Raw genomic sequence first — 25,092 nt, 5'->3', positions numbered from 1 at the left:
CGCCTGGAGCAGGGACACCTGGGGCAGACGTGATTACGCTCCAAGCCGCCTCGCCAAGCCACTCGCTCGCGCGACCCGCCGATCGATCGCAGCCCGAATCGACGCCTCTGATCCCACCACGCGCACCTTTCGCTTCGCGCGGGTCACCGCGGTATAGAACAGCTCCCGGGTCAACAGCCGCGAATCCTCCGACGGGATCAGCGTCGTGACTTCGTCGACCTGACTGCCCTGGGATTTGTGGATCGTCATCGCATGCATGGTGTCGACGTCGGCTAGCCGGCTGGTCGAAAAGTCAAGCGGCCCAGTGGCTGCGGAGATGACGGCGCGCAAACCATCCGCGCCGGACATCACCACGCCGGTGTCGCCGTTGTTGATTTTCAACGCATAGTCGTTGGCAGTCACCAGAAGTGGCCGTCCGGCGTACCACTCCGACCACGGCGGCAGGCCGGTCTCCTCGGACAGCCACTGCTCCACCTGCCGGTTCCAGTGCTGGACGCCAAACGGGCCTCTCCGATGCGCGCAGAGCAGCCGGTGCTCGTCCAGCGTCGCCAGCGCTACCATATCCGCCCCCAACATGGCGGCCTCGCGCAGCCGGATCGCATGCGGGACAAGGATGGACCGCAACTGCGCCGCCGGGTTCTCGTCGTCGATCCACTCGATGTGCTCATCGCCGGCCCGCAGCAGCTCGACCACGCGGTCGGCTTGGCCTTCGCGGATCGCGTCCGCCAACGCGCCGATCGACTCGCCGAACCGATGCGACGTCCGCAGCGCCGCCACCCGTACGTCGGCGCGCGCCGACAGCCCGTCCACTAGGTCCGCCAACACGGCCCCGGCTTCCACCGACACCAACTGGTCCGGGTCGCCCACCAGGATCAGCCGCGCATCCGGGCGCACCGCTTCCAGCAGTCGGGCCATCATGGTCAGCGACACCATCGACGTCTCGTCGACGACGATCACCGCGTGCGGCAGCCGGTTGCCGCGATTGTGCTTGAACCGCACCGACGTATCGGGCCGGCTACCCAGCAGCCGGTGTAGCGTCACCGCCTGCAGGCCGGTCAGCCGGTCACGGTCGATGTCCGGGAGTCTTTCCACTTCGGACTTCACCGTTTCGGTCAACCGGGCGGCCGCCTTGCCGGTCGGCGCCGCCAGCGCGATCCGGAAGCCCGCGCGGCCGGAAAGCTCCGCCTGGTCCGTGAGCAGCGCCAAAAGCCGCGCGATCGTCGTCGTCTTCCCGGTGCCCGGCCCGCCGGTCAGCACCGTAACCGACTGCGACAGCGCGATTTCCGCGGCAGCCCGCTGCTCCTCGTAGCCGACCGAAAAAAGCCGTGCGACGGCCGGGCTTTCGACCATTGCTCCGGATACCAGCAGGCCGAGCAAGTCCGCGCAGACCTGCTCCTCCTCCCGCCAATACCGGTCGAGGTAGAGCAGCCGGTCGTCGTAGAGCCGCAATACCGTGCGGACCAATCCCGATGCGTGCACGGCGGCAAGCCATGACGACGGTTCGGGCCAGGGAAGGTCCGGGGAATCCGCAACCACCGTCGTCAGATCTACGCACACCGATCCGCCGCGCAGCGCCCGAACCGCCAATGCCACCGCCAAAGCCACGGTCTCGTCAGACTCGTCGGCCAGCGCGGTAACCCGTTGTGCCACATGGACGTCGGCGATCTCCAGCACGCCCGCCTCGTTGAATTCGCGCAACAGGCCGGACACGCCGATCGCCATTTCGATGTCGGTTACCGTCATGCGACCTGCCGCCCCTCGTCGAGCAGATCCGACAGCGCCGGCACCAGTGTGGCCGGCGGCTGCCAGCCGAACACTCCGGACCCTGGTGACTTTGCGCCGCACATGCCCCGCACAAACAGGTACAAGACTCCGCCGAGATGCGTCGACGGGTCGTAATCCGGCTGCCGCCACCGCAGAAAGCGGTGCAGCACAACCAGATACAGCAAGGCCTGCAACGGATAGTCGGAATGCAGCATCGCCTCGGTCAGCCGCGGCAAGCTGTAATCGGCGCTGGCCCCACCGAGGAAGTTAGTCTTGTAGTCCACCACCAGATAACGCGGTCCGGGCAAGCGCAGCACGACGTCGACCGATCCGGACAAGTAGCCCCGCAGCGGCTGGCCGCCGAGCCCGTCGGACGTCAACCGCTCTGCATATCGCGCGAACGGATCGTCGGCGGGCAGGTAGTCACGCAGCAGTGCGCCGATATCGGCGAGCCGAATGTCCGGCGCCAGGCCGCGGGCGTCGCCGCCGGCCACCGGGATCTCGAAGTCCAACTCCCGCAAGCGGTCTGGCACGCCGATCTGGCGCAGCGTCCGGCCGGCGGCCAGTGGACCCAACGGCGTGTCGTGCATCGGCACCAGCGCAGCGGCCAACGCAGCAGGCTCGACATCGACCGGCCACCACGCCTTGTGCAACCGCACCTGCGCTTCCAGCTCGGCGGCCAGATCCGCGGCGGACGGGTCGGCATTTTCCAGCACCGCATGCACCAGCGAGCCGAATGCGGCGCCCGACGGCAGCTCCGCCATCGGGGACGGGACACCCGCGTCGCCCGGTGCACCGGCGGGAACCACCTCCACTTCGTCGTCGCGGGCAGTGACTTCCGCCTCGCTGCTCACTCCGGCCGCCTCGGTACCGCGGATCAGCGCCGAATACGAGGTGCGTCGCCAGTCGGTGTCGATCGACCGGTGAAAATGTCGCACCTCGAGGTCGGTCGGCGGCGCGGACGGCGGAACAGGCGCGACGGCGGTCACCGACGGCTCCTCGATCACCGGCCCGCCCGCGGCCTGCCATTCACGCATCAGCGCCAACGCTTGCTCGTCCGAAATCGTCTTGGGCTCACAGGAATCCGGCACCAGCGCCTCACCCATCCGCCGTCCCCGCATCAGCCGCGACAGACCGCCATTCGGCTCGTCCCAGGCCGGCGCCCACCAGGTCACCACTTGCGACTGCGCCCGCGTCAGCGCCACATAGGTCAGCCGGATGTCGTTGCGCGCCGCCTCCGCCCGGCTGAGCGCGTCCACCTGACCGGCACTGTCGCGGCCGCCGACATACAGGCAGCGAATCCCGTCGTCGTGATACAGCGGAATGTCGTCGACGAACACGTGTCGGTTGAATGCGAACGGCAGATAGACGATCGGGAACTGCAGGCCCTTGGCGCCCCACACCGTCATGATCTGCACCGCGGCGGCGTCGCTGTCGATGCGCCGGTTGCGTTCCTGCGGGCCGTCGCGCTCCTCACGCTGACGGCGCAGCCAATCACGCAGCGCGGGAAGGGCCAATCGCTGCCGGTGCGCCACCTCGTGCAGCAGCTGGGCGACGTGGGCCAGATCGGTCATCGTCCGCTCGCCGCCCGGCTCGCCCAGTACCCGACGGCCCAGCCCCGCCAGCTGCGCCGCCTCGAAGACCGCGGCCGGCCCGCGGGCCCGCAGATGGTCCGCCCAGTCTCGCAGCGTGACGGCCAGCCGGTCGGTCAGCTGGTCGCCGCCGGCGGCGAGGTCGTCGGCGGTGTGGCCGAAGAACACCGTCGCCCCGGCCGCACGCACCAGGCCGTTGCGGTGCGTCTGGTCGAACGCCTCGAGCAGGCACAGCCAATCTTTGGCGGCATCGGAGGCGAACACGTCGGAGTCGCCGGTGTAGACCGCTTGAATCCCAGCCGCTGTCAAGGCTTTCTGGCATGCCAGGGCGTCCTCGCTTCTTTCGACGATGACCGCGACGTCGCCGGCTTGCACGGGATTGCCGTCGAAGGTGGCCTCGCTGGCCAGCAGTACCCCGATGTCTGCGGCCAGATCGGCCGAGATGTAGTCGCGCAGCGCCGCGATCGGAATCGTCTTGGCGCCCGGGCGGCCGAACATGGCGCGGCCCAGCAGCCGCAGCCGAAACGGCGCATTGCGCGGCGCGTTTCGCAGCCGATGCCCGGCAACAGAAGCCTCGACATCGCGCACGACGATGTCCGGGTCGCCCAACGCCGCCCCGCGCAAGACAACCTGCAGGGCGTCGACGAGAACCTTGTCGCTGCGCCAGTTCACGCTCAACGTGCACCGTTGGCCCGCCGTGCGGGCGGCCTGCAGATAGGTGTAGATGTCGCCGCCGCGGAAGCCGTAGATCGCCTGCTTGGGATCGCCGATCAGCACCAGCGTGCAGTGGTCGTTGAAGGCGCGGTCGATGACCTGCCATTGAATCGGGTCGGTGTCCTGGAACTCGTCGACCATCACGATCGGCCAGCGGTTGCGCATCCGGTCCCGCGCGTCGGAGTCGTCGTCTTCGAGGGCGTCGGCGAGCCGGGTCAGCAGATCGTCGTAGCTGAGGATGCCCAGCCGGCGCTTGCGCAACTCGAGCTGAGAAAGCACGTCACGGGCAAACCGCAATCGCACTGCCGCAACGGATTCCGGGACGGGGTCCGTCGGCCGCAGCTGGGCGCAGGGATCGGCGACCACTGCGCGGGCCAACTTCAGCGCGTCGGCGTGGGTAAGAGCCGCCTCGTCGCGGTCGGAACCGAAGTGCACCAGATACAGGTCGTCGACGATCCGGCTGACCAGGTCGTCGAGGCTTTCCACCAGCGTCACGCCGGCGTCGGTGTCCCCGGCAACCCCGAGCGAGCGCAACACCAGCTGACAGAACTGGTGCGTGGTGGCGATCGTGGCCGCGTCGAAGTTGGCCAGCGCGTCCCGCAGCCTGGCGCAGCGCCGGTCACGGTCGGCTACGGTGCCGCGGCACAGATACGCCACGAAGTCGTTGGGCGCATGCTCCGGCGAGCCACACAGCGCGACAACGATTTCCACGATTTGGCAGCGGACCCGTTCGCGCAGTTCGCGGCTGGCCGCGCGACTGAACGTGATCAGCAGCATCTCGTCCAGGGTTGCGACGCCCTCGGCGATGTAGCGGGTGACCAGGCCGGCCAGTGCGAATGTCTTGCCGGTGCCGGCGCTGGCCTCCAGCACCGTCGTGGAACCGGCTGCGGGGAGTGGGCCGAGCAGATCGAAGCGGTCCATCAGTGCGGGTCCCGTTCGGCCCGAATCAGCGGCAGCCATAGCCGTGCGGCCAGCGCGCCCAGCCGGGTGTCCTCGCCGTCGACTTCCTCACCGGGGCGTGGTGTGCCCAGGATGTCCTCGAGCCGCCCATGCGGCCACACGTATTTGTGCGCCTCGTCTTCGGCTTCCCCCTTGTAGTGGTTGGTGGATTTCCACCGCCGCAGCGCGGCATCCAACGGGTCGTTTCCGTGCTCGCGCGCGTCGGCCCACGCGTATGAGGCCCGCAGCGGCAGGGGCAGCGGCTCGCGCTGGCCGTTGTCGTAGAGCAGGACCAAGTCGCGCAGCACGCCGACCGGGTCCGGTGGTGGGACCAGCACCCGGTGCAGGATCCGGTTGGCTCGCTTGTCGCGGCCGATGCACGACGCCCGCCACGGCCGCTCGGGCTGGTGAGCCGCCAACGCCACCAACGGGATCCACGCCTGCAGCAGATGCTTGCAGTTCAGCTTGGAGTACGTCACCGAGACCGTGTGGTCGCCGAAGACGTCCGAGACGGTGCCGGTCAGCCGGCGCTCACCGTCAAGTTCGACGTCGACGTCGTGCGCGTCGGGCTCACCGTGGCGAAGCGTCAAGGCAGCCGCCGCTAATTGCTTTGCCTGGTCGCGGATTTCGCGTGCTTTGCGCATGCCGAGCTTGCCGGGCGGCAGCGCTCCGCGACGCCACTCGCGGTGCGCCGCGGTGTCGGGGTGCAGGCCGCGCAGCATGTCGTGCAGCATCCGGTCGCCGACCGTCCACGCCTCCAGGGCATTGATGTCGACGGGCATGTCGTCTTTGATCTCGTCGACGTCGGCGGGCAGGGCGAAATCGAGCGCGCCGAAGAAGCCCTTGACCGGATCTTTGAAGAACCTGAGCAGGTCGGCCAGCACGACGTCATCTGGTGGCGGCTCGGGCAAGGGGTTCGCCAGGAATGGCTGCTTCGGATATCGTTGCCCGGCAGCGGCTTTCGCTGCCACCAGTGCGGTGGGATCGAAGGTGAACGGCTGATCGGGCACCAAGGCGCCGGGGGTGACGTTGCGAAGGTCGAACGGCTGCAATGGATGTTCGACGACGATGCGTCCGCGCACCGGCTCTTCGGTGGTCTGGTCCAGCGCGTCGAGCAGCTCGACCAGCGGCACCGCCGGCGGGCGATGATGGCCGGTGTGTTCGTCGGCGCCGGTATAGGTGATCACCAGCGTCTCGCTTGCCGCGCAGACGGCGTCGAGCAGCAATTGCCGGTCCTCCGACCGGATGTCGCGCTCACCCGTCATCGGGCGGCGGGCCAGCACGTCGTCGCCGTCGGGCAGGTGAACCCGCGGAAAGACCCCGTCGTCGAGCCCGAGCAGACACACCACCCGGTGCGGGACCGAGCGCATCGGCACCATCGTGCACACCGTCAGCGTGCCGGTGCGGAAGTTCGCCCGGGTGGGTCGTCCGGCCAGATGCCCGGCCAGCAGCGCCCGCGCGTCGGGCAGCCGCAGCAGCGTGTCAGCGCGAGAACCGGCCTGCTGCAACACGTTTGCGAACTCGCGCTGGAGCTGTCCCGCCTGCCACGCCTCTTCGGCGGTGGTGAGCTGCGCCACCCCGGCCAGCAGCGCGTCGAGCCATTCGGTGAGTGGCCGGGCGCCGGTCAACGCGTCGACGGCGGATTGCAGGCGGGCGACGAACTCGGCGAGCCGGCCGGCGAGTTCCACCTTGTTGCTGCCGACGTCGTCGAGCGGCAGCGCGGTGTCCAGCCAGTCCGGGGAGTCGTCGGACATCGCCACCCCGACCAGGATGCGGTCGAGCCCGAACCGCCAGGTGTTGTGCACGACGTGGTCGAGACCGTAGGGCGCGCGGTGGGCCTTGTCGAAGCCCCAGCGGATGTTGGCGTCCCGTACCCAGTCGGCGATGGCCTCGAGGTCGTCGTCGGTGAACTTGAATCGGGCACGCACCGGCGGGGTTTGGGCGAGGTTGAGCACCTGGCTGGCGGTGGCCCGGGCGCCCGCGATGGCGAGCAGCTCCGCGGCCGTCGCGAGCAACGGGTTGGTCTGGGTGAGCGCGCGGTCGGCGAGCCGAACCCGCAGCCGGTGCGCCGGGTGGCTGTCGCCGGCGGTCTCGCCGAGCCCGAAGCCGGCGACGATCAACGGCGCATAGGTCTCGATGTCCGGGCACATCACCACGATGTCGCGCGGCTCCAGCGTCGGGTCGTCCTGCAGGAGGCCGAGCAGCACCTCGCGCAGGACGTCGACCTGCCGGGCCGGGCCGTGGCAGCTGTGCACCTGCACAGAGCGGTCACCGGCGGCCAGTACGCGGCCGTGCGGGCGCAGCGCGTTGGCCGCGATGTCGGACTGCAGCCAGCCTAGCAACATGCCGGGTTTCGTTGTGCCGCTGAGGTATTCGTCGGTCGCGGGGTGAGCCGGAAGGCCGCGTTGCAGCTCGCGCAGATCCCGGCCGAGCGTTTCGAGCAGCGGATGGCGCGCCGCGTGGCGGCTGGTGTCCTCGGCGCGGGGCACGGGGCCGTGCAGACCGTGCAATGCCCGCCACAGCTCGTCGCTGGGATGCGGCAGCCACAGGTGCAGTTCGTGGTGAGTGGCGAGCGCGTCGAGCAACTCCACCTCGGTGCATGCCAGCCGGGTGTGCCCGAACAACGACAGCCGTGCCGGCAGATGGGTCGGGCCCTCGCGCAGCCGGGCGACGGTTTTCTGATGCCGGATGTGCGGCGGGTCGGCTGGCACCGCCGCGACCAGCGCCCGCCACAATTCCGGCTGCCAGGCCAGGTCGGGATCGACGCCGGTGCGCCCGTCGAGCCAGTCGACGAGCAACTGCGGGCGCTGCCGGGCGTACGAGGCGAACAGTCCCGCGAGCCGTCGCGCCACCGAATAGCGCCGGCCGCGCCGCAAGTCGTCGCTGTCGAAGTGGCCCAGATGCGTTGCCAGCGTGCGACACCACGGCTCGTCGAGCGAGCAGTCGATGACCTCCAGCAGCGGCCACGTCAGGGCCTCCGGCGACCACGGATCGTCGTCGAGGATCCCGGTGATCTCGGCGATCAGCGAAGCCGGGCTGCGAAACGACACCCCCGCGCACACACCGAGCAGCTGTGCGAGGCGCTGGCTCAGCCACCGCTCGACCCCGCGCGCCGGGACCAGCACCAGTTCCTCGGCGAACGGGTCCGGCAGCGGGTCGGCCAGCAGGGCACCGAGCCCGTCAGCGAGCGAATCGGTACGTTCGGCACGGTGGAGATGAAGCGCCATTGCGGTGCCACCATAGACGGCCGGCGACGATGAGGGAGCGATTGAGATGGAAACCTGGGATGCGATTCGCGCTCGGCGCAACGTGCGCCAGTATCGGCCGGAGCCGGTGTCCGAAGCCGACCTGAACCGGATCGCCGAGGCCGGATGGCGGGCGCCGTCGGCGAAGAACCGCCAGCCGTGGGACTTCGTGATTGTCACCGATCGGACTCAGCTGCAGGACCTTTCCACGGTGTGGCAGGGCGCCGGCCATATCGCCTCGGCCGCGGCCGCGATCGCCCTGGTGGTGCCGGAGCCGCCCAGCGAACGCCGCAAGGTCACCGACCAGTACGACGTCGGTCAGGCCACCATGGCGATGATGCTCGCGGCCACCGACCTCGGCATCGGCACCGGGCATTCGTCGGTGGGCGATCAGGACAAAGCGCGCAGCATCCTCGGCGTGCCCGACGATTACCTGGTGGCCTACCTGCTCGGTATCGGCTATCCGGCCGATCGCCCGCTCGCCCCGATCCGCCAGCCCAAGAGGCGGCCGTTCGCCGAGGTCGTCCACCAGGGCCGCTGGTGACCGCGATGCACCAGCACAAGGGCGACTACGGAATCGACGGATCGTTCAAGACGATCCCGGCCGGCGCGCAGTTCGGTGCTCTGGCCGTCCAGGCCGCCGCGCTGTCGCTGTGGGCCGCCGTCAGCTGGGCGAAGGGAAAGCGGCGTAAAGCAGCGCTGGCCGGCGCCGGCGGCCTTGGAATCGCCGCCCACACAACGCTTTACCTCTATGCGACGCGGACCGGCAAGTTCGTGGTGTGGGACCGGATCCTCGACGGGCTGCGGCTGCAGGGCGACGAAACCGTGCTCGACATGGGCTGCGGCCGCGGCGCCGTGCTGGTCGCCGCGGCCAAGCGGCTGCCGCGCGGCCGCGTGATCGGAATCGACCTGTGGCGCCCCGACCAGACCGACAACTCGCCGTCGGCCACGCTGAAAAACGCGGACCTGGAGAAGGTGGGCGATCGCATCGAGGTGCGCACCGCCGACATGACCGCGCTGCCATTCGACGACGACAGCGTCGACGCGGTCGTGAGTAGCCTTGCGATTCACAACATTCCGAGCCGCGAGGGCCGCCGTCGAGCGCTGCGCGAGGCGGTTCGGGTGCTGCGCCCGGGCGGGCGGCTTGCGATCGCGGACCTCTGGGAGACCCGGCAGCATGCAGCCGAGTTGCGCCGGCTGGGCTGGCCGGATGTACAACGCCGCAACCTCGGATGGCGGATGTGGTACGGCGGACCGTGGGCGGCCACACGTCTGGTGACCGCCACCAAGCCCGGCTAGGGGGCATGCTGGTAGCCATGACCAGAAACGAGATCACCGAACAGATCGTCGTCGCGCGATTGGCCAAAGGGTTGAGCTGGCAGGAGCTGGCCGACGCCATCGACCGGCCGGTGGTGTGGACCACCTCGGCGCTGCTCGGCCAGCATCCGATTCCCGCCGAGCTGGGCAAGGTGCTCGTCGACATGCTGGGGCTCGACGAGTCGGCGGTCGCGGTGCTGGCCGCCGCACCGATGCGCGGCGGCCTGCCCACCGCGGTGCCCACCGACCCGACGATCTACCGGTTCTACGAAGCCCTCCAGGTTTACGGGCCGGCGCTCAAGGAGCTGATCCACGAGCAGTTCGGCGACGGGATCATGAGCGCCATCAACTTCAGCGTCGACCTGCAGAAGAAACCACACCCGACCGGCGATCGGGTGGTGGTCACGTTCGACGGGAAATTCCTTCCCTACGACTGGGTTTCCGGAGAGGACTGAATGGTCACCAAGACGGATCTGGTGCTGTCCGGCGGCGGCGTCAAAGGCATCGGCCTGGTCGGCGCCGTCGTCGCATTGATGGAGGCCGGCTACGAAATCCCGCGCGTCTCAGGTACATCGGCCGGCTCGATCGTCGGCGCCATCCTGGCAGCCGGCCACGACCAGCTGACCCCGGAAGATGTCCGGCACCTCACGATGACGCTGCCGTACCGCAAGTTCCTCGACCCCGGGCCGATCGAACGAATCCCGCTACTGGGCCCGGCCTGGGGTCTGCTCAGCGAACAAGGCATCTACAAGGGCGATTTCGCGCACGAGTGGATCCGCTCGGAGCTGAAGAACCTGGGCGTCAGCACCTTCGGGGACCTGGCCATCGACGACGACTACGTGCTGCCGGAGCGGCGCTACCGGCTGGTGGTGACCGTCGCCGACGTGACCACGGGCCAATTGGTGCGGCTGCCATGGGATTACCGCCGGCTCTACGGGTTGGACCCGGACGAGCAACAGGTCGCCGACGCCGTGCGGGCGTCGATGTCGATTCCGTTCTTCTTCCGCACCGTGAAACTCACCAGCGCCAGCGGCCTGACGTCCACTCTGGTCGACGGCGGAATGCTGTCGAACTTCCCGATCGACTCGTTCGACCGGCCCGATGGCAAACCGCCGCGCTGGCCCACGATCGGCGTCACCGTGTTGCCGAATCTGCCGCAGGGCAACGACAAAGTGATCCCCGCCCTGGCGCCGTTGCACTGGTTCGGCGGGCCGACCCTGCTCGAGGATCTGCTCACCACGATGATCGTCGGCCGCGATCAGGCCTACCTCAACCAGCCGTGGGTCAGCGCCCGGGCGATCCGGGTCGACTCCACCGACGTCGGCTTCCTCGACTTCGACATCTCCCGTGAACAAATGGAAGCGCTCTACCAAAAAGGCTACGAGGCGGCGCAGGCGTTCCTGTCCACCTGGAACTGGACGCAGTATCGGGAAAGCTATCGACGGTCTTAGCTCGTCAACACTTGCGGCGAGAGCTCCTTGAGCATGCCGTTGGCCCACCGCATCTGCCGGAGCGTCTCCGGATGGCAGCGCGTCGTAAGGTCAAGCAGCTCTTCGTCTTTGGTGGCCTGCGCGGCCTGCCCCAGCACCACCCAGTCCACCGAGGTCGCGGCGGCCATGCGGTGGATGCGTCGCAGGTCCGCGAGCAGCATCAGGCCCGGTTCGGGGCGCTTGCGCAACATGCCGCTCATCCGGGACTGCAGGAAACCGGTCAGCGCGCCGGTGCGCGGATCGCTGTTGAGCCGCACACCGTAGTGGCGGCCATGCGTGGCCAACTCCTCGAGATGACTCTGCGACCAGCCGGCCAGGTCGTGGGCGAGGTGGAAGATGTCCTGGTCGCTGCGATGCCGCGCGGCCATCACGTTGAGCTCGTGGGCCAGTTTGCGTTCCGAGCGGTGCAGCTGCCGAAGCGCCAGCTTGATTTTCACGATTGACCTGCCAGGACTTTCGCCGCGACCGGCATCAGTTGCGCTGCCGCGGTTTTGAAGATCGGCTGCTTGGACACCGGATCCCAATCGGTGAGTGTGAGCTCGTTACCGGCCCGGTGGTGCCCGCGACGGTCGCGAGCGTCCCAATAGCCGTAGTGGAACGGCACGAACAGCACCCCGTCTCGGATACCGCCGATGCGGGCCGCACAGCGGACGCTGCCGCGCGGGGTGCGCACCTCGACGACGTCGCCGTCCTGGATGCCGAGCCGTCGGGCGTCGCGCTCCGCGACCTCCACCCACACCTCGGGTGCGGCGCGCTGAAGTTGCGGCGCCCGAGCCGTTTTGGTGCGGGTGTGGAAATGATACAGGGTGCGGCCGGTGATCAGCGTGAACGGGTGGGTCGACGTCGGCGGTTCATGCGGCGGAAGGTATTGCGCCGCTTTAATGATCGCCTTGCCGGAGGGGTTCATCGCCCGGTACTCGCTGGGCTCCAGCGGCGCGCCGGTGACCATGTCCTTGCCGTAGGACTCGCAGTAGTCCGGATGCGCCCAGAATGCGGCGTCGCCGTAGAGCCGCTCGGTGCCGTCGGGACTCTCTGCGTTGCAGGGCCATTGGACGCCGCTGCCGCCGCGCAACTTCGCGTAGCTCAGCCCAGTATAGTCGCAGGGCCGGCCGGCGCTGCACTCCTTCCACGCCTCGAACGCCGACTCGGGGTCGGTCCACGGCGGGAACGGCCGCCCGTCCTTGTCGCGGAAGTCCATCCGCCGCGCGTAGTCCAGAAAGATATCGAGGTCCGACCGCGCCGAACCCGGTGGCTCGACGGCCTTTTCGGACAAGTGCACGGTGCGGTCGGCGTTGGTGAAGGTGCCGGTCTTCTCGCCCCAGGCCGCCGCGGGCAGCACGACGTCGGCCAGCTCCGCGGTCTCGGTCATGAAGATGTCCTCGACGACCAAGAACAGCCGCCGGTCCGTCAGGATGTCGCGGATGCGGGCCAGCTCCGGCATGGACACCGCCGGGTTGGTCGCCGTCACCCACAGCATCCGCAGCGTGCCCTCCTCGGCGAAGCGGAAGATCTGCATCGCGTGGGTGGGCGGCGCGTAATGCGGAATCTGTTGCGGCTCAAGGTTCCACAGCCGTGCCAGCTCGGCGATGTGGTCACCGTTGGCCCAGTTGCGGAAACCGGCCAGGTCCCCGTCGGCGCCGCATTCCCGGGTGTTCTCCGCGGTGGGCTGGCCGTTCATCTGCAACACCCCGCAGCCCGGCTTGCCGAGCATGCCCCGGATCAGGTGAATGTTGTTGACCTGCACCGCCGCCGCGGTGGCCTGGTGCGACTGGTAGAAACCCTGCAGCACCGTCGAGAGCAGCCGCTTTGCGGTGCCGATCAGCCGGGCGGCCTCGCGGATGTCGTCGATGTCGACTCCGCAGATCTCGGCGACCCGCTCCGGCGGGAACTCGCACACCCGCTTACGGAGCTCGTCGAAACCGATTGTGTGCGCGTCGATATACGAATGGTCGACCCAGTCGTGCGTGATGATCTCGTGCAGCAGGCCGTTCATCAACGCCACGTTGGTGCCCGGCAGCGGGGCCAGATGCACGGTGGCGTGCAGAGCCACCGGGGTGCGCCGCGGGTCGACGCAGACGATCGCCGGCGGCTCGTCGCCGGCCAGCCGGTCCAACATGCGCATCCACAACACCGTCTGCGTCTCGGCGACGTTGTGCCCGAACAACGCGATGACATCGGCGTGGTCGACGTCGGTGTAGGAGCCGGGCTGCCCGTCGCACCCGAACGATTCCTTCAGCGCCTCGGCGGCCGTCGCGGTGCACAGCCGGGTGTTGCCGTCGACGTGGTTGGTGCCGATCGCGCCGTGCGCGATGACCCCCTGGGTGTAGTACTCCTCGAGGAACAGCTGGCCCGACGTGTAGAAGCCGATCGAACTGGGGCCGTGGCCGTCGAGCAGTTCGCGGCTGCGCCGCACGATGCGGTCCATCGCGGTGTCCCAATCACACGGGCGCAGCCGGCCGCCGTCGCGCACGAACGGCGTGGTAAGCCGGTCGGCCGACGCGTTGGCCTGCCAGCCGAACATGTCCTTGGGATCGAGCCGGCCGTGGTTGACCCGGTCGACGCCGCGGCCGCGCACCCCCACGATGCGCCCGTCCTTGACCGCGATGTCCAGGCCGTCGCCGTTGGAATGCAACACCGCCGCGGACTGCGCCCAGCGGTCCACCGACTCGGGCGTGATGCCGTCGGCAAGAAAGTGGTCGACGCGCTGCGGCCACGGCTGGCCGGGCTGATACGGGGTTCGCAGCCCCCACGGCTGTGCGATCGGATCCGGCGCGGCCATGCCCGAGGCGTACCCGACCTGGGCATTCCGAAACGTCGCGCGACGATCGCAAGCGCGACGTAGCCGGGCGCGGCGGGTCGTCGCCGATGGACCTACAACCCGAACTCGGCTGCCATGCCGTCGATTCCGGCGCGGATGCCGGCCAATGCGTCGGCCCTGGTCCGCAACTTCGTCGCGGCGTGGGCTTTCTGGTTCAGACCGGCGAACTCGCGGGCGGCTTCCACGGCGCGGTCGCGCACCATGTCGGGCAACACGATCTCGTCGATAAAGCCCGCGGCGAGGGCGGTTTCGCCGAAGAACGTCTTGGCCAGCCCGGCGGCTTGCTGATACGCCGACGGGGTGAGCCGCAGCTTCATGATCTCCAGCGCCGCGTAGGGAATCGTCATGCCGATCGCGACCTCGTTGGCCTGAATGTTGTAGGCCGGCGCGGCCACCCGGTGGTCGCCGCTGGACAACAGGAACGCGCCCATCGCGATCGCGTGGCCCGTGCAGGCCATCACCACCGGCTTGGGGTAGGACAGCAGCCGGTGGCTCAGCTCGAATCCGCCCTTGAGCATGTCGATCGCGGGCTGCGCTTCGCCGGACGTCAGGATCTTCAGGTCGAACCCGCCGGAAAACACCCGGTCGTTGCCGGTGATCACCACGGCGCCGACGTCGTCGCGGTCGGCGTTGTCGAGCGCCTCGTTCAGCGCCTGCTGCATGGCAGGGCCCAACGCGTTGACCTTGCCGTCGTCCATCGTGATGACTGCGATGGATTCGTCGTGGCGATAGCTGACCGGGCTGCCCATGGGAGTCGATTGAACCACGGCGCGACTCAGACCCGGTGCTTACCGACCGTCTCCTCAGTGTGGCCCCAGCGCAGATGGACGTCGGTCGGGTCGTCGAGCTGCTGGCGGGCGCGCCACCGTTCCTGGGTTTCGTCCGCCGCGCGGTTGATCCGGTCGATCTCGCTGCGGAACACATCGGGGCGGGGCTCGGTGCTGGCGTAGTGGAAGTACCTCAGCACACCGCGCAGCAGTTCCAGCTTCTGCTTTTCCCGCTTGGCCAAGTCGTGGCTGGACATCAGCTCGACCCGCTGAACCGGCGGCAGCGCACCCCAATCCAGCACCACCGCGGTCTCGAAGCGGCGCCGGGCGGGTCGCCAGAACTTCCAGCGCGGCCGGTCGTCGGGGCGGTCGTAGTAGGTCACCATGCCGGTGAAACGCGACTCGATCTCGTCGCCGAGCTCGGCGCGCTCGATCGCCGAATCCCACACCGTGCGCCACTCCTGGTTGGGCGCCAGCGTCGCCAGCTCGTCGGGCAGGTGCAGCTCGACGACGTCCGCGTAGCCGTCGGAGGTGTGTTCGTAGGCGGCGACGGTGGGCGGGTGCGGAAACGCGAAGCGGATGTGGTAGGCGGCGGTCTTGCCGAAGTTGCGCACCACCAGTTCCATCACGTGCCAATCCGCGGCGTGCGGCTCCATGAACATGCCGACGTGCGGGCGGGTCTCTTCGATGGACAGCTCGCGGTTGCGCCGGACCTGCCGATTGGCCCAGAAGAGCGCGAACACCCCGACCGCCAGCACGGCCCACGTGCCCAGCGCCAGCCACGTCGTCGACCCCGCCGTGATCAGCTCATGCCAGCGGTCCTGGATCCAGCTCAAGAGAATCCACCCTCCGCCTTGGCCGCCGTGGTCCTACGTTGGTGCGATCTTAAAGGCCCGCTCAGCCGCCCATCAGCATGCGCCACTGGTCGATGTTCGCGGGCCGGTACACGTAGTTGGTGCGTTTGACCTCTGAGAGCGACGCGCTGGGCTCGGCCGAATACCAGTGCCCGGGAAACACCGTCGGGTCACCGGGAAGCTGCGCGAGCTGCTGCAGGCTGCGATACATCTCGTCGGAGTCGCCGCCGGGAAAGTCGGTGCGCCCGCAGCCTTCCAGGAACAGCGTGTCGCCGGCGACCAGCCGGCCGTCGAGCAAAAAGCACTGGCTGCCCGGCGTGTGGCCGGGGGTGTGCAGCAGCTCGATGTCGATGTCGCCGACGCTGACCACATCGCCGTGCTGGTGTGCCGTCAGGTCTCCCATAGAGATCCCGGTCACTCGTGAAACCCACTGTGCCTCATGGGAATTCACGTGCACGGGAACGCTGGTCCGTTCCAGCAGCTCGGCCAGGCCTTTGAGCTCGAAGCCCATCATCGAGCCGCCGACATGGTCCGGGTGGTGATGGGTGACCAGCACCCCGGACAGGTGCATGCCGTCGGCCTCGAGCGCGTCGAGCAGATCGCCGGCCGCGTAGGCGGGGTCGACCACGACGGCGTCGCCGGTCTGGCGGTCGCCGATCAGGTAGGCGAAGTTGCGCATCTGGGTCGCGAACATGTCGCCGGGGGCGAAATCGCGACCGGAAAGCAGTTGCCGAAAGTACAAGCGGTCCGAGTCAGGCACGCCCCCAGACTACGACGTGCGGTGTGCTGGCCCACGGCGCCTGCCTGCGGCTTTGGCCCGGATTTTGCTGGTTGACGTGCTGTCCGACTGGGTATCGTTGGATTATGTCGTTTGCCACGGTTGAGATCGAGGTTGATCAGACCCTGGTCGACGAGGTGATACATCGGTATCACCTTCGAAGTGCCCGGGAAGCGGTCAATCTTGCGCTTCGGATGCTCGTCAACGGTTCTGACCCCGCGGAACCTTCGCCAGACACCGCGGACGAGGTAGACCCGTTCGACCTCGGTGTCTTGGATCCCCGCCGATACGGGCGCACCGGCTGATCCTGGTCGCGCGACGCGCCCGCGTGCCCGCCACGCGGTTTGGCCGCGTCGCGGCGCGGGCTGTACCCTCTTTTAGGCCCGCGGCACGACCCGACCTGGTCGCTACGGGTGAGCGCCCCCTTAGCTCAGTCGGCAGAGCGTTTCCATGGTAAGGAAAAGGTCAACGGTTCGATTCCGTTAGGGGGCTCGGCGGACACCCCGAGGCGATGTAGCTCAGTCGGTTAGAGCGAACGACTCATAATCGTTAGGTCGCCGGTTCGAGTCCGGCCATCGCTACAAGACAACATCGAGACTCCTGAAAGAGAACTGACGTGGCCTCCAGTACCGACGTACGGCCGAAGATCACTTTGGCGTGCGAGGTGTGCAAGCACCGCAACTACATCACCAAGAAGAACCGCCGCAACGACCCCGACCGGCTGGAGCTGAAGAAATTCTGCCCCAACTGCGGCAAGCATCAGGCGCACCGCGAAACCCGTTAGGTTCTGGCAGCAGTGTCCTTGGGCGACAAGATCGTCGGGAAGCACTACCGCTACCCCGACCATTACGAAGTCGAGCGGGAGAAGATCCGGGAGTACGCAGTCGCCGTCAAAAACGACCACCCGGCGTTCTTCGAGGAAAAGGCGGCCCTGGAACTCGGCTACGACGGCCTGGTGGCGCCACTGACGTTCATCTCGGTGTTCGGCTACACCGCGCAGGCGGCATTCTTCGAGCACGCCAACATCGCGACCAACGACGCGCAGATCGTGCAGGTCGACCAGGTGCTGAAGTTCCTGAAACCGATCCGGGTCGGCGACAAGCTCTACTGCGACGTGCACGTGGACTCGGTGCGACGGGCGCACGGCACCGACATCATCGTGACCAAGAACATCGTCACCAACGAAGCAGGCGAAGTAGTACAGGAGACCTACACGACCCTGGCGGGTCGTGCCGGCGAAGGAGAAGAGGGTTTCAGCGATGCCACTGCGTGAGTTCGATTCGGTCAAGGTGGGTGACCAGCTTCCCGAGAAGGTCTACCCGCTGACCCGCCAGGATCTGGTGAACTATGCCGGCGTCTCGGGCGACCTCAACCCGATTCACTGGGACGACGAGATCGCCAAGGCGGTGGGTCTGGACACCGCTATTGCGCACGGCATGCTGACCATGGGCCTGGGCGGCGGCTACGTCACCTCATGGGTCGGCGACCCCGGGGCGGTGACCGAGTACAACGTGCGGTTCACCGCCGTGGTGCCGGTGCCCAACGACGGCAAGGGCGCCGAGATCGTGTTCGGCGGCAAGGTGAAGTCGCTCGATCCCGACAGCAAGACGGTGACGATCGCGTTGACGGCCACTACCGGCGGCAAGAAGATCTTCGGCCGCGCGATCGCGTCAGCGAAGTTGGCCTAGTCATGGCGATCAAGACCGACATCCGCGGCATGGTGTGGGAGTATCCCGACACCTACGTGGTCAGTCGAGAGAAGATCCGGGAATTCGCTAAAGCGATCAAGGCCGACGACCCGGCCTGCCTGGACGACAAGGCGGCCGCCGAACTGGGCTATGGCGGACTGGTCGCGCCGCTGACGTTCGCGACGATCTTCGCCAAGCTGGTCCAGAGCGACTTCATGCGCAGCGTCGATACCGGGTACGAGACGATGAACATTGTCCAGGTCGACCAGAAGTTCATCTATCACAAGCCGATTCTGGACGGCGAGGTGCTGCACGCCCGGATGGAGATCCAGTCCGTCGACGAGCGGTTCGGCGCCGACATCGTGGTCACCAGGAACATCTGTACCAACGACGCCGGCGAGGTGGTGTTGGAGGCCTACACCACGATGATGGGCACCGAGGCCACCGACTCGGTTGCGCTCAAGTGGGACATGGAGTCCGGGCAGGTCGTCAGGACCGCGTGATTAGTACCTAGCCGCGGCGCCGATGTACACTCGGACCTCGGGGTTTTCCCATCATCAGCACGCTTTCGGGCTTTGACCAGGCGGATGCGCGCGTCATGTGAAGCCCCGTGCGGGTTGGCCTGCCAACCGGCGAAGGGGCGTAGCTCAATTGGCAGAGCAGCGGTCTCCAAAACCGCAGGTTGCAGGTTCAAGTCCTGTCGCCCCTGCTGAGGGAGCCGGAGATGGTGGACACTGGAAGGCGACCACCTAGTCGAACTTAAGGAGCATGCGGTGAGCGACGAGCGCGACGTTGCCGACGCAGCCGACGCCAACGAGACCGAGGGACAGCGCGGCGGGCGGACGGCTGTGGTGACGCGACCGCAACGCCCCACCGGCAAGCGGTCCCGTCAGCGTGCGGAGGCCGAGGAGACCTCGGGGGCGATCGAGCTCACCGGGGACGAGGCCGACAAGACCAAGAAGGCGAAGAAGGCCAAGAAGGCCGGGGAGTCGCGAGGCCCCAACCCGTTCGTCTACGTCTACAACTACCTGAAGCAGGTCGTCGCCGAGCTGCGCAAGGTGATCTGGCCGAACCGCAAGCAGATGATCACCTACACCTCGGTGGTGCTGGCGTTCCTGGTTTTCATGGTGGCGCTGATCGGGCTGACCGACTTCGGCCTGGCCAAGCTGGTGATGCTCGCGTTCGGCAATCGCTGAGCGAGCAGAAGTTATAGGAAGGACTGAACCCGTGACTACCTTCGAGGGCGATACGCCCACGGGTGAAACGGTCGACGTAGAGGAGACCAGCCCGGAGGCCGCTGCCCCTGAAGAGCCGGCCGAAGAGGTCGACCCCGCCGCTGCGCTGAAAGCGGAGCTGCGCACCAAGCCCGGCGACTGGTACGTCATCCACTCCTACGCCGGCTACGAGAACAAGGTCAAAGCCAACCTCGAGACCCGTGTGCAGAACCTGGATGTCGGCGACTACATCTTCCAGGTGGAAGTGCCCACCGAAGAGGTCACCGAGATCAAGAACGGCCAGCGCAAGCAGGTCAACCGCAAGGTGCTGCCGGGCTACATCCTGGTGCGCATGGACCTGACCGACGAGTCGTGGGCCGCGGTGCGCAACACCCCGGGCGTGACCGGATTCGTCGGAGCCACGTCGCGCCCGTCGCCGCTGTCGCTGGACGACGTGGTGAAGTTCCTGCTGCCGCAGGGCGCGGCGAAGAAACCCGCCAAGGGTGCGGCGGCCGCGGCCGCTCCGGCCGAGGGCGGGCTGGAACGGGCTCCGGTCGAGGTCGACTACGAAGTCGGCGAATCGGTCACCGTCATGGACGGGCCGTTCGCTACGCTGCCGGCCTCGATCAGCGAGGTCAACGCCGAACAACAGAAGCTCAAGGTGCTGGTGTCCATCTTCGGCCGCGAAACACCTGTCGAACTGACCTTTAACCAGGTCTCCAAGATCTAACACGAAAGGACCCTTCACCTCATGGCCCCGAAGAAGAAGGTCGTCGGGCTGATCAAGCTCCAGATCGAGGCCGGGCAGGCCAACCCCGCGCCGCCGGTCGGTCCGGCGCTCGGCCAGCACGGCGTCAACATCATGGAGTTCTGCAAGGCCTACAACGCGGCGACGGAAAACCAGCGCGGCAACGTGATCCCGGTGGAGATCACGGTCTACGAGGACCGCAGCTTCACGTTCGCGCTGAAGACGCCGCCGGCCGCCAAGCTGCTTTTGAAGGCCGCGGGTGTGGGCAAGGGCTCCTCCGAGCCGCACAAGAACAAGGTCGCCAAGGTCACCTGGGACCAGGTCCGCGAGATCGCCGAGACCAAGAAGGCCGACCTGAACGCCAACGACATCGAGGCCGGCGCCAAGATCATCGCCGGCACCGCCCGATCGATGGGTATCACGGTCGAGTAATTCGACCGAGTGGGAGGGCTAGCTTCGGCCCGCTTTAACAACCACAGATAGGAAATCCAATGAGCAAGAACAGCAAGGCATATCGCGCCGCCGCCGAGAAGGTGGACCGGTCGCGGCTGTACACGCCGCTGGAGGCGGCCAAGCTGGCCAAGGAGACGTCGTCGACCAAGCAGGACGCGACGGTCGAGGTGGCCATCCGGCTGGGCGTCGACCCGCGCAAGGCGGACCAGATGGTCCGCGGCACCGTCAACCTGCCGAACGGCACCGGTAAGACCGCCCGAGTGGCGGTGTTCGCGGTGGGCGACAAGGCGGCGGAGGCCGAGGCCGCCGGCGCCGACATCGTCGGCAGCGACGACCTGATCGAGAAGATCCAGGGCGGTTTCCTGGACTTCGACGCCGCGATCGCCACGCCGGATCAGATGGCAAAGGTCGGTCGGATCGCCCGCGTGCTCGGGCCGCGTGGCCTGATGCCCAACCCGAAGACCGGCACCGTCACCCCCGACGTCGCCAAGGCCGTTTCCGACATCAAGGGCGGCAAGATCAACTTCCGGGTGGACAAGCAGGCCAACCTGCACTTCGTCATCGGCAAGGCGTCGTTCGACGAGAAGAAGCTGGCGGAGAACTACGGCGCGGCGATCGACGAGGTGCTGCGGCTCAAGCCCTCGTCGTCGAAGGGGCGCTACCTGAAGAAGGTCACCGTCTCGACGACCACCGGACCGGGCATTCCGGTCGACCCGTCGATCACCCGCAACTTCACTGTTGAGTAGTCTCTGCCGAGTGTGAATCCGGCGACGGCCGGCCGGCGTGTCGCGTCGTGAGGTTCACACTCGGGGCAGAAAGTTCGGCGATGCGGCGCTGTAGGAACGCCCGGGCCGGCTCGGAGCCGGTGTAGGTCAACGCCTTTCGATACCAGGTAGCCGCCTCGGCGGGCCGGCCGTCACGGCGCAACAGATCCGCGCGGATCGACGGCACCAGCGCGCTTCGGGCCAGCCGCGGGTCGTCGGCCACGGCGTCCAGCGCGGCCAAGCCGGCAGCATAGCCGTCGCGAAAGCCCACGGCCAGAGCACGATTCGCACGTGTTACCGGCGAGTCGGCGATGGCCAGCAGCCGGTCGTAGGCGGTGCAGATCGTCGTCCAGTCGGTCTGCTCCCAGCTCGGCGCCGTCGCATGCACGGCCGCGATCACCGCCTGAGGCAGATACGGCCCGCTCGATCCCTCCGCCCGCCGCAGCCGGTCCAGGCCGCGGGCAATGCGGCCGCGATCCCACCGGCTGCGGTCCTGCTCGTCCAGCGGGACCAGCGCCCCGGCAGCGTCGACGCGAGTGGACCGCCGCGAATCATGAAGCAGCACAAGGGCTGCCAGTGCTTGGGCTTCGCGCTCCGAAGGCATCAGCTCACACAGCTCGCCGGCCAGCCGGACGCCCTCGTCGCACAGCTCGTCACGGATCGCCGACGGTCCCGCCGTCGACCAGTATCCTTCGGTGAACACCGAGTAGATGCAGCCCAGCACATGCGGCACCCGCTGGGGCAGCAGCTCGGCCGGCGGCACCCGCAGCGGAATGTTGGCGTGCCGAACCTTGTTCTTGGCGCGGGTGATTCGCTGACCGACCGCGGCCTCGGTCTGCAGGAGCGCGCGGGCGATCTCCGCGACGGTGAGCCCCGACACCAGCCGCAGCGTCAGCGCCAGCTGCGAGACCCGGTCGAGTGCAGGGTGGGCGCAGGTGAACATCATCCGCAGCTCGTCGTCGCGAACCGGGTGAGGTTCGGCGCGGTCGGTGCGTGCCACGATCTCGTCCATCACTGCAGCCAATTCTTTTCCGGGACGGATGGATTCGCGGCGCAGCCGATCGCGGGCGCGGTTGCGCGCCACCGTCAGCAGCCAGGCGCCCGGGTTGTCGGGCATGCCGTCGCGGGGCCAGGCCCGCAGCGCCTCGGCGCAGGCTTCCTGGACGGCGTCTTCGGCGACGGTCAGGTCGCCCGACCAGCGGGCCAGCGCCGCCACGGTCGGGCCCCATTCCTGCCGGAAGACGCCGTCCAGGTTGGCCATGCGCTACAGGTGGGAGACTCCCGCCAGCTGGCGCAGCTCCACGGTCGAGGCGGGAATCATCGACGCCAGCTTGACGGCCTCGTCGCGGTCGGCGGCCGAAAGCAGGTAGAAGCCGGTGGCGATCTCGGCGCTTTCCGGGAACGGACCGTCGGTCAACAGCACCTCGCCGTCGCGGACCCGAACCGTCGTCGCCGTCGCCGGCTCATGCAGCGCGGCTCCGCCGACGATGTGATCGCCTGCGCTGGCAGCGAATTCGCCGTGTCGGGCCGCCTCGGCCTCCCACTCGGGCGTTCCGGGTGTGTTGACCGATCCCGGCGGCTCGAGGAGGAGCGCCAGCCACCCCGCGCCGGAGAGTGACCAATCCGGGTCGAACGTGTGGTAGGTGGGCCGGACTTCGATCGCGCCGTGCGCAGCGACCGGGACGTCGCGGGCGAGCGCCAGCGCCTCGTCGAGGTTCTCAGCTTCGAACACGTAGTAGCCGCAGGCGACTTCGGCGCCTTCGGCGAACGGGCCGTCGGTGACAACCGGGGCGTCCGGGCCGCCGCTGATGCGCACCCCGGTCGCCTGCGGCGTCAACGCATCACCCGCCCGGATTGCCGAGGCCGATTTGGCGTGGAAGTTCTCGAACGCCGTCATCATCGCGGCCTGCTCGTCGGGCGTGTACTGCCGCTCCTTGCTCATCAACAGGGCCAAGTACTGCATCGTGGTCTCCTCCGGTAGTGAGTGGAACCCTGTGCTCCACTCTCTACCTGTCCGACGAACGAGGCGACGCTAATCCGACACGGGACCTAAACGGCGCCCGGCTTGAGGTAGGTGACCAGGCTGCAGTCGAGCATGTCCTCGCGGAAGTAGTGCTCGCAGCCGCGCAGGTACTTCATGTAGCGCTCGTAGACCTCTTCGGAGGCGATCTCGATGGCCTTGTCCTTGTTGGCCTCGAGCGCGTCGCCCCACAGGTGCAGCGTCTTGACGTAGTGCAGACGCAGCGAAAGCGGTTCGGGCACAATGAAACCGGCCTTCTCGCCGTGCTCCACCATCATGCCGGTGGACGGCAGTCGCCCGCCGGGAAAGATCTCGGTGACGATGAACTTGATGAATCGCGCCGTCTCGAAGGTGATCTTCTTGCCCCGTGCATTGAGGTCGTACGGGTGGTAGCTCACGCTGCTCTGCACGGTCATCCGCCCGTCGTCGGGCAGTATGTTGAAGCAGTTCTTGAAAAACGGATCGTAGTTCTCGTGGCCGAAGTGCTCGAACGCCTCGATCGACACGATCCGGTCGACGGGATCGCTGAAGTCCTCCCAGCCGCGCAGCAACACCTGCCGCGAGCGAGTGGTATCGATGCTGTCCAGCACCTGCTGGGCGCGGGCGTGTTGGTTCTTCGACAGGGTCAGGCCGATCACGTTGACGTCGTATTTTTCGACCGCGCGCTTCAGCGTGGTGCCCCAGCCGCAGCCGATGTCCAGCAGCGTCATGCCGGGCCGCAGGTCCAGCTTGTCCAGGTTGAGGTCGACCTTGGCGAGCTGGGCTTCCTCGAGGGTCAGGTCGGGCGGCTCGAAGTAGGCGCAGCTGTAGGTCCGGGTGGGGTCTTGGAACAGCGCAAAGAAGTCGTCGGACAGGTCGTAATGCGCCTGGATGTCCTCGAAGCGCGTCCGCGTGTTCACGGGACTGATCTGCTTGTCAGGCATCAGTGTCTCGTCGCCCTTCCTGCCGCACATCTTCGACTGGTGAAAGCACAATACCCGGCTTGGAGGGCGCGCTTGGTGTTCCCCACCTACTTTGCCAGGGTGAATTGGTTGACGTCGATGTAGCCGATCCGGAATCCGTTGGCGCAGCCGGTCAAGTAGCGCATGTATCGGTCGTAGACCTCTTCGGACTGGATCTCGATGGCTTTGTCCTTGTTGGCCTCCAGCGCCGCCGCCCACAAATCGAGGGTTCGGGCGTAGTGCGGCTGCAGCGACTGGCGGCGGGTCAGGGTGAATCCGGCCTTGGCGGAGCGCTCCTCGACCATCTCGATCGACGGCAACCGGCCGCCCGGGAAGATCTCGGTGACCATGAACTTGATGAAGCGGGCCATCTCAAAGGTCAGCGGGACGCCGCGCTCGATGCACTGCGGCCCGGTCAGCCCGGTGATGGTGTGTAGCAACATGACCCCGTCGTCGGGCAGGACGTTGTGGGCCATCTTGAAGAAGTCGTCGTAGCGTTCGTGGCCGAAGTGCTCGAAGGCGCCGATGGACACGATCCGGTCGACGGGCTCGTCCCACTGTTCCCAGCCCTGCAGCAGCACCCGCCGGCTGCGTGAGGTGTCCATCTCGTCGAACGTCTTCTGCACGTGGGCGACCTGGTTTTTCGACAGGGTCAGGCCGACGACGTTGACGTCGTATTTTTCGATCGCGCGGCGCATGGTGGCGCCCCAGCCGCAGCCGACGTCGAGCAGCGTCATCCCGGGCTGCAGCCCCAGCTTGCCCAGCGCCAGGTCGATCTTGGCGAGCTGCGCCTCTTCCAGCGTCATGTCGTCACGCTCGAAGTAGGCGCAGCTATACGTGCGACTGGGGTCCAAGAACAGGGCGAAGAACTCGTCGGACAGGTCGTAGTGGGCCTGCACGTCTTTGAAATGGGGTTTTAGTTTTTGCGCCATAAACGTTGCGCCTCTCTGGTGGTCTCACGTCACCGCATCGACCGAGCGGGACGA

The 25,092-nt window shown here is 67.5% G+C and carries 25 protein-coding genes and 3 tRNA genes; 16 read left to right on the top strand and 12 right to left on the bottom strand.

Going from position 1 to position 25,092, the window contains the following annotated elements:
* Positions 1-33: 33 nt before the first annotated feature.
* Genes recD through recC form a run of 3 tightly spaced genes read right to left on the bottom strand, consistent with a single transcriptional unit; the run spans position 34 to position 8,236 of the window.
* The gene (recD, locus tag G6N47_RS03550; RefSeq protein WP_083130215.1) at positions 34-1,743 is read right to left on the bottom strand and encodes an exodeoxyribonuclease V subunit alpha; all 1,710 of its coding nucleotides are present in this window, start codon (positions 1,741-1,743) and stop codon (positions 34-36) included.
* Complete coding sequence (gene recB, locus G6N47_RS03545) at positions 1,740-4,991, bottom strand: exodeoxyribonuclease V subunit beta (protein WP_083130214.1); 3,252 nt, start codon at positions 4,989-4,991, stop codon at positions 1,740-1,742. The genes recD and recB overlap by 4 nt, the downstream gene beginning before the upstream one ends.
* Positions 4,991-8,236, bottom strand: a complete 3,246-nt coding sequence (recC, locus tag G6N47_RS03540; protein WP_083130213.1) for an exodeoxyribonuclease V subunit gamma — start codon at positions 8,234-8,236, stop codon at positions 4,991-4,993. Before recC ends, recB begins: the two co-directional genes overlap by 1 nt.
* 46 nt (positions 8,237-8,282) lie before the next feature.
* Between recC and G6N47_RS03535 the strand changes: the two genes are divergently transcribed.
* Genes G6N47_RS03535 through G6N47_RS03520 form a run of 4 tightly spaced genes read left to right on the top strand, consistent with a single transcriptional unit; the run spans position 8,283 to position 11,022 of the window.
* On the top strand, positions 8,283-8,798 hold the full coding sequence (locus G6N47_RS03535) for a nitroreductase family protein (protein WP_083130212.1): 516 nt from the start codon (positions 8,283-8,285) through the stop codon (positions 8,796-8,798).
* Positions 8,799-8,803: 5 nt separating this feature from the next.
* Entirely contained in the window at positions 8,804-9,553 is a 750-nt protein-coding gene (locus G6N47_RS03530) for a class I SAM-dependent methyltransferase (protein WP_083130512.1), read from the top strand.
* 17 nt (positions 9,554-9,570) lie between these two features.
* On the top strand, positions 9,571-10,026 hold the full coding sequence (gene cynS / locus G6N47_RS03525; protein WP_443677615.1) for a cyanase: 456 nt from the start codon (positions 9,571-9,573) through the stop codon (positions 10,024-10,026).
* Entirely contained in the window at positions 10,027-11,022 is a 996-nt protein-coding gene (locus G6N47_RS03520) for a patatin-like phospholipase family protein (protein WP_083130210.1), read from the top strand.
* Here the strand turns inward: G6N47_RS03520 and G6N47_RS03515 are convergent.
* The 5 genes from G6N47_RS03515 to G6N47_RS03495 all read right to left on the bottom strand — a co-directional run bounded on the left by G6N47_RS03515 (position 11,019) and on the right by G6N47_RS03495 (position 16,260).
* Positions 11,019-11,498 (bottom strand): hypothetical protein, encoded by a 480-nt coding sequence (locus G6N47_RS03515; RefSeq protein WP_083130209.1) that lies wholly within the window; start codon positions 11,496-11,498, stop codon positions 11,019-11,021. The genes G6N47_RS03520 and G6N47_RS03515 overlap by 4 nt on opposite strands.
* The gene (locus tag G6N47_RS03510) at positions 11,495-13,840 is read right to left on the bottom strand and encodes a molybdopterin oxidoreductase family protein (RefSeq protein WP_083130208.1); all 2,346 of its coding nucleotides are present in this window, start codon (positions 13,838-13,840) and stop codon (positions 11,495-11,497) included. The genes G6N47_RS03515 and G6N47_RS03510 overlap by 4 nt, the downstream gene beginning before the upstream one ends.
* A 92-nt stretch (positions 13,841-13,932) precedes the next feature.
* Complete coding sequence (locus G6N47_RS03505; RefSeq protein ID WP_083130207.1) at positions 13,933-14,628, bottom strand: crotonase/enoyl-CoA hydratase family protein; 696 nt, start codon at positions 14,626-14,628, stop codon at positions 13,933-13,935.
* Positions 14,629-14,654: 26 nt separating this feature from the next.
* On the bottom strand, positions 14,655-15,482 hold the full coding sequence (locus G6N47_RS03500; protein ID WP_083130206.1) for a hypothetical protein: 828 nt from the start codon (positions 15,480-15,482) through the stop codon (positions 14,655-14,657).
* Between the two features lie 61 nt (positions 15,483-15,543).
* A complete protein-coding gene (locus G6N47_RS03495; protein WP_083130205.1) occupies positions 15,544-16,260 on the bottom strand; it encodes an MBL fold metallo-hydrolase in 717 nt (238 codons plus the stop codon).
* 104 nt (positions 16,261-16,364) lie between these two features.
* Here G6N47_RS03495 and G6N47_RS03490 point away from each other — a divergent pair, with 104 nt between their 5' ends.
* The 12 genes from G6N47_RS03490 to rplA all read left to right on the top strand — a co-directional run bounded on the left by G6N47_RS03490 (position 16,365) and on the right by rplA (position 21,127).
* Positions 16,365-16,583, top strand: coding sequence for a type II toxin-antitoxin system VapB family antitoxin (locus tag G6N47_RS03490; RefSeq protein ID WP_083130204.1), 219 nt, complete (start codon positions 16,365-16,367; stop codon positions 16,581-16,583).
* 114 nt (positions 16,584-16,697) lie between these two features.
* A tRNA-Thr gene (locus G6N47_RS03485) sits at positions 16,698-16,770 on the top strand.
* Between the two features lie 15 nt (positions 16,771-16,785).
* Positions 16,786-16,859 (top strand) — tRNA-Met (locus G6N47_RS03480).
* A gap of 35 nt (positions 16,860-16,894) precedes the next feature.
* A complete protein-coding gene (gene rpmG / locus G6N47_RS03475) occupies positions 16,895-17,062 on the top strand; it encodes a 50S ribosomal protein L33 (RefSeq protein ID WP_003898538.1) in 168 nt (55 codons plus the stop codon).
* A 12-nt stretch (positions 17,063-17,074) separates the two neighbouring features.
* On the top strand, positions 17,075-17,551 hold the full coding sequence (hadA, locus tag G6N47_RS03470; protein WP_083130203.1) for a (3R)-hydroxyacyl-ACP dehydratase subunit HadA: 477 nt from the start codon (positions 17,075-17,077) through the stop codon (positions 17,549-17,551).
* On the top strand, positions 17,538-17,966 hold the full coding sequence (gene hadB, locus G6N47_RS03465) for a (3R)-hydroxyacyl-ACP dehydratase subunit HadB (protein ID WP_083130202.1): 429 nt from the start codon (positions 17,538-17,540) through the stop codon (positions 17,964-17,966). The genes hadA and hadB overlap by 14 nt, the downstream gene beginning before the upstream one ends.
* Before the next feature lie 2 nt (positions 17,967-17,968).
* A complete protein-coding gene (gene hadC / locus G6N47_RS03460; RefSeq protein ID WP_083130201.1) occupies positions 17,969-18,469 on the top strand; it encodes a (3R)-hydroxyacyl-ACP dehydratase subunit HadC in 501 nt (166 codons plus the stop codon).
* A 133-nt stretch (positions 18,470-18,602) separates the two neighbouring features.
* Positions 18,603-18,675, top strand: a tRNA-Trp gene (locus G6N47_RS03455).
* 64 nt (positions 18,676-18,739) lie between these two features.
* On the top strand, positions 18,740-19,162 hold the full coding sequence (secE, locus tag G6N47_RS03450) for a preprotein translocase subunit SecE (RefSeq protein ID WP_083130200.1): 423 nt from the start codon (positions 18,740-18,742) through the stop codon (positions 19,160-19,162).
* 31 nt (positions 19,163-19,193) lie between these two features.
* On the top strand, positions 19,194-19,910 hold the full coding sequence (gene nusG, locus G6N47_RS03445) for a transcription termination/antitermination protein NusG (protein ID WP_083130199.1): 717 nt from the start codon (positions 19,194-19,196) through the stop codon (positions 19,908-19,910).
* A 21-nt stretch (positions 19,911-19,931) separates the two neighbouring features.
* A complete protein-coding gene (rplK, locus tag G6N47_RS03440; protein ID WP_045377452.1) occupies positions 19,932-20,360 on the top strand; it encodes a 50S ribosomal protein L11 in 429 nt (142 codons plus the stop codon).
* A 59-nt stretch (positions 20,361-20,419) separates the two neighbouring features.
* Positions 20,420-21,127: a 50S ribosomal protein L1 gene (gene rplA / locus G6N47_RS03435; RefSeq protein WP_083130198.1), complete on the top strand. Its 708-nt coding sequence runs from the start codon at positions 20,420-20,422 to the stop codon at positions 21,125-21,127.
* Here rplA and G6N47_RS03430 read toward each other — a convergent pair.
* The 4 genes from G6N47_RS03430 to G6N47_RS03415 form a co-directional block, all read right to left on the bottom strand.
* Positions 21,114-22,406 carry an RNA polymerase sigma factor gene (locus tag G6N47_RS03430; RefSeq protein ID WP_083130197.1) on the bottom strand — a complete coding sequence of 431 codons (1,293 nt, stop codon included), beginning with the start codon at positions 22,404-22,406 and terminating at the stop codon, positions 21,114-21,116. The genes rplA and G6N47_RS03430 overlap by 14 nt on opposite strands.
* Positions 22,407-22,409: 3 nt before the next feature.
* Positions 22,410-23,108: a YciI family protein gene (locus G6N47_RS03425; RefSeq protein WP_083130196.1), complete on the bottom strand. Its 699-nt coding sequence runs from the start codon at positions 23,106-23,108 to the stop codon at positions 22,410-22,412.
* A gap of 86 nt (positions 23,109-23,194) precedes the next feature.
* Positions 23,195-24,118, bottom strand: a complete 924-nt coding sequence (gene mmaA4, locus G6N47_RS03420) for a hydroxymycolate synthase MmaA4 (protein WP_372517498.1) — start codon at positions 24,116-24,118, stop codon at positions 23,195-23,197.
* A gap of 56 nt (positions 24,119-24,174) precedes the next feature.
* The gene (locus tag G6N47_RS03415) at positions 24,175-25,038 is read right to left on the bottom strand and encodes a cyclopropane mycolic acid synthase family methyltransferase (protein ID WP_083130195.1); all 864 of its coding nucleotides are present in this window, start codon (positions 25,036-25,038) and stop codon (positions 24,175-24,177) included.
* Between the last annotated feature and the right edge of the window lie 54 nt (positions 25,039-25,092).

The sequence above is a fragment of the Mycobacterium branderi genome (assembly GCF_010728725.1).
Lineage (GTDB): Bacteria > Actinomycetota > Actinomycetes > Mycobacteriales > Mycobacteriaceae > Mycobacterium > Mycobacterium branderi.
Note: the sequence above shows the minus strand (reverse complement) of the source record. Positions and strands in the feature narration are given on the sequence as shown.

Bases quoted from the DNA above. Each gene is read 5' to 3' on its own strand.
- recD (WP_083130215.1), bottom strand. From the start codon at position 1,743: ATGACGGTAACCGACATCGAAATGGCGATCGGCGTGTCCGGCCTGTTG.
- recB (WP_083130214.1), bottom strand. From the start codon at position 4,991: ATGGACCGCTTCGATCTGCTCGGCCCACTCCCCGCAGCCGGTTCCACG.
- recC (WP_083130213.1), bottom strand. From the start codon at position 8,236: ATGGCGCTTCATCTCCACCGTGCCGAACGTACCGATTCGCTCGCTGAC.
- G6N47_RS03535 (WP_083130212.1), top strand. From the start codon at position 8,283: ATGGAAACCTGGGATGCGATTCGCGCTCGGCGCAACGTGCGCCAGTAT.
- G6N47_RS03530 (WP_083130512.1), top strand. From the start codon at position 8,804: ATGCACCAGCACAAGGGCGACTACGGAATCGACGGATCGTTCAAGACG.
- cynS (WP_443677615.1), top strand. From the start codon at position 9,571: ATGACCAGAAACGAGATCACCGAACAGATCGTCGTCGCGCGATTGGCC.
- G6N47_RS03520 (WP_083130210.1), top strand. From the start codon at position 10,027: ATGGTCACCAAGACGGATCTGGTGCTGTCCGGCGGCGGCGTCAAAGGC.
- G6N47_RS03510 (WP_083130208.1), bottom strand. From the start codon at position 13,840: ATGGCCGCGCCGGATCCGATCGCACAGCCGTGGGGGCTGCGAACCCCG.
- G6N47_RS03505 (WP_083130207.1), bottom strand. From the start codon at position 14,628: ATGGGCAGCCCGGTCAGCTATCGCCACGACGAATCCATCGCAGTCATC.
- G6N47_RS03490 (WP_083130204.1), top strand. From the start codon at position 16,365: ATGTCGTTTGCCACGGTTGAGATCGAGGTTGATCAGACCCTGGTCGAC.
- hadB (WP_083130202.1), top strand. From the start codon at position 17,538: ATGCCACTGCGTGAGTTCGATTCGGTCAAGGTGGGTGACCAGCTTCCC.
- hadC (WP_083130201.1), top strand. From the start codon at position 17,969: ATGGCGATCAAGACCGACATCCGCGGCATGGTGTGGGAGTATCCCGAC.
- rplK (WP_045377452.1), top strand. From the start codon at position 19,932: ATGGCCCCGAAGAAGAAGGTCGTCGGGCTGATCAAGCTCCAGATCGAG.
- rplA (WP_083130198.1), top strand. From the start codon at position 20,420: ATGAGCAAGAACAGCAAGGCATATCGCGCCGCCGCCGAGAAGGTGGAC.
- G6N47_RS03430 (WP_083130197.1), bottom strand. From the start codon at position 22,406: ATGGCCAACCTGGACGGCGTCTTCCGGCAGGAATGGGGCCCGACCGTG.
- G6N47_RS03425 (WP_083130196.1), bottom strand. From the start codon at position 23,108: ATGCAGTACTTGGCCCTGTTGATGAGCAAGGAGCGGCAGTACACGCCC.
- mmaA4 (WP_372517498.1), bottom strand. From the start codon at position 24,118: ATGTGCGGCAGGAAGGGCGACGAGACACTGATGCCTGACAAGCAGATC.
- G6N47_RS03415 (WP_083130195.1), bottom strand. From the start codon at position 25,038: ATGGCGCAAAAACTAAAACCCCATTTCAAAGACGTGCAGGCCCACTAC.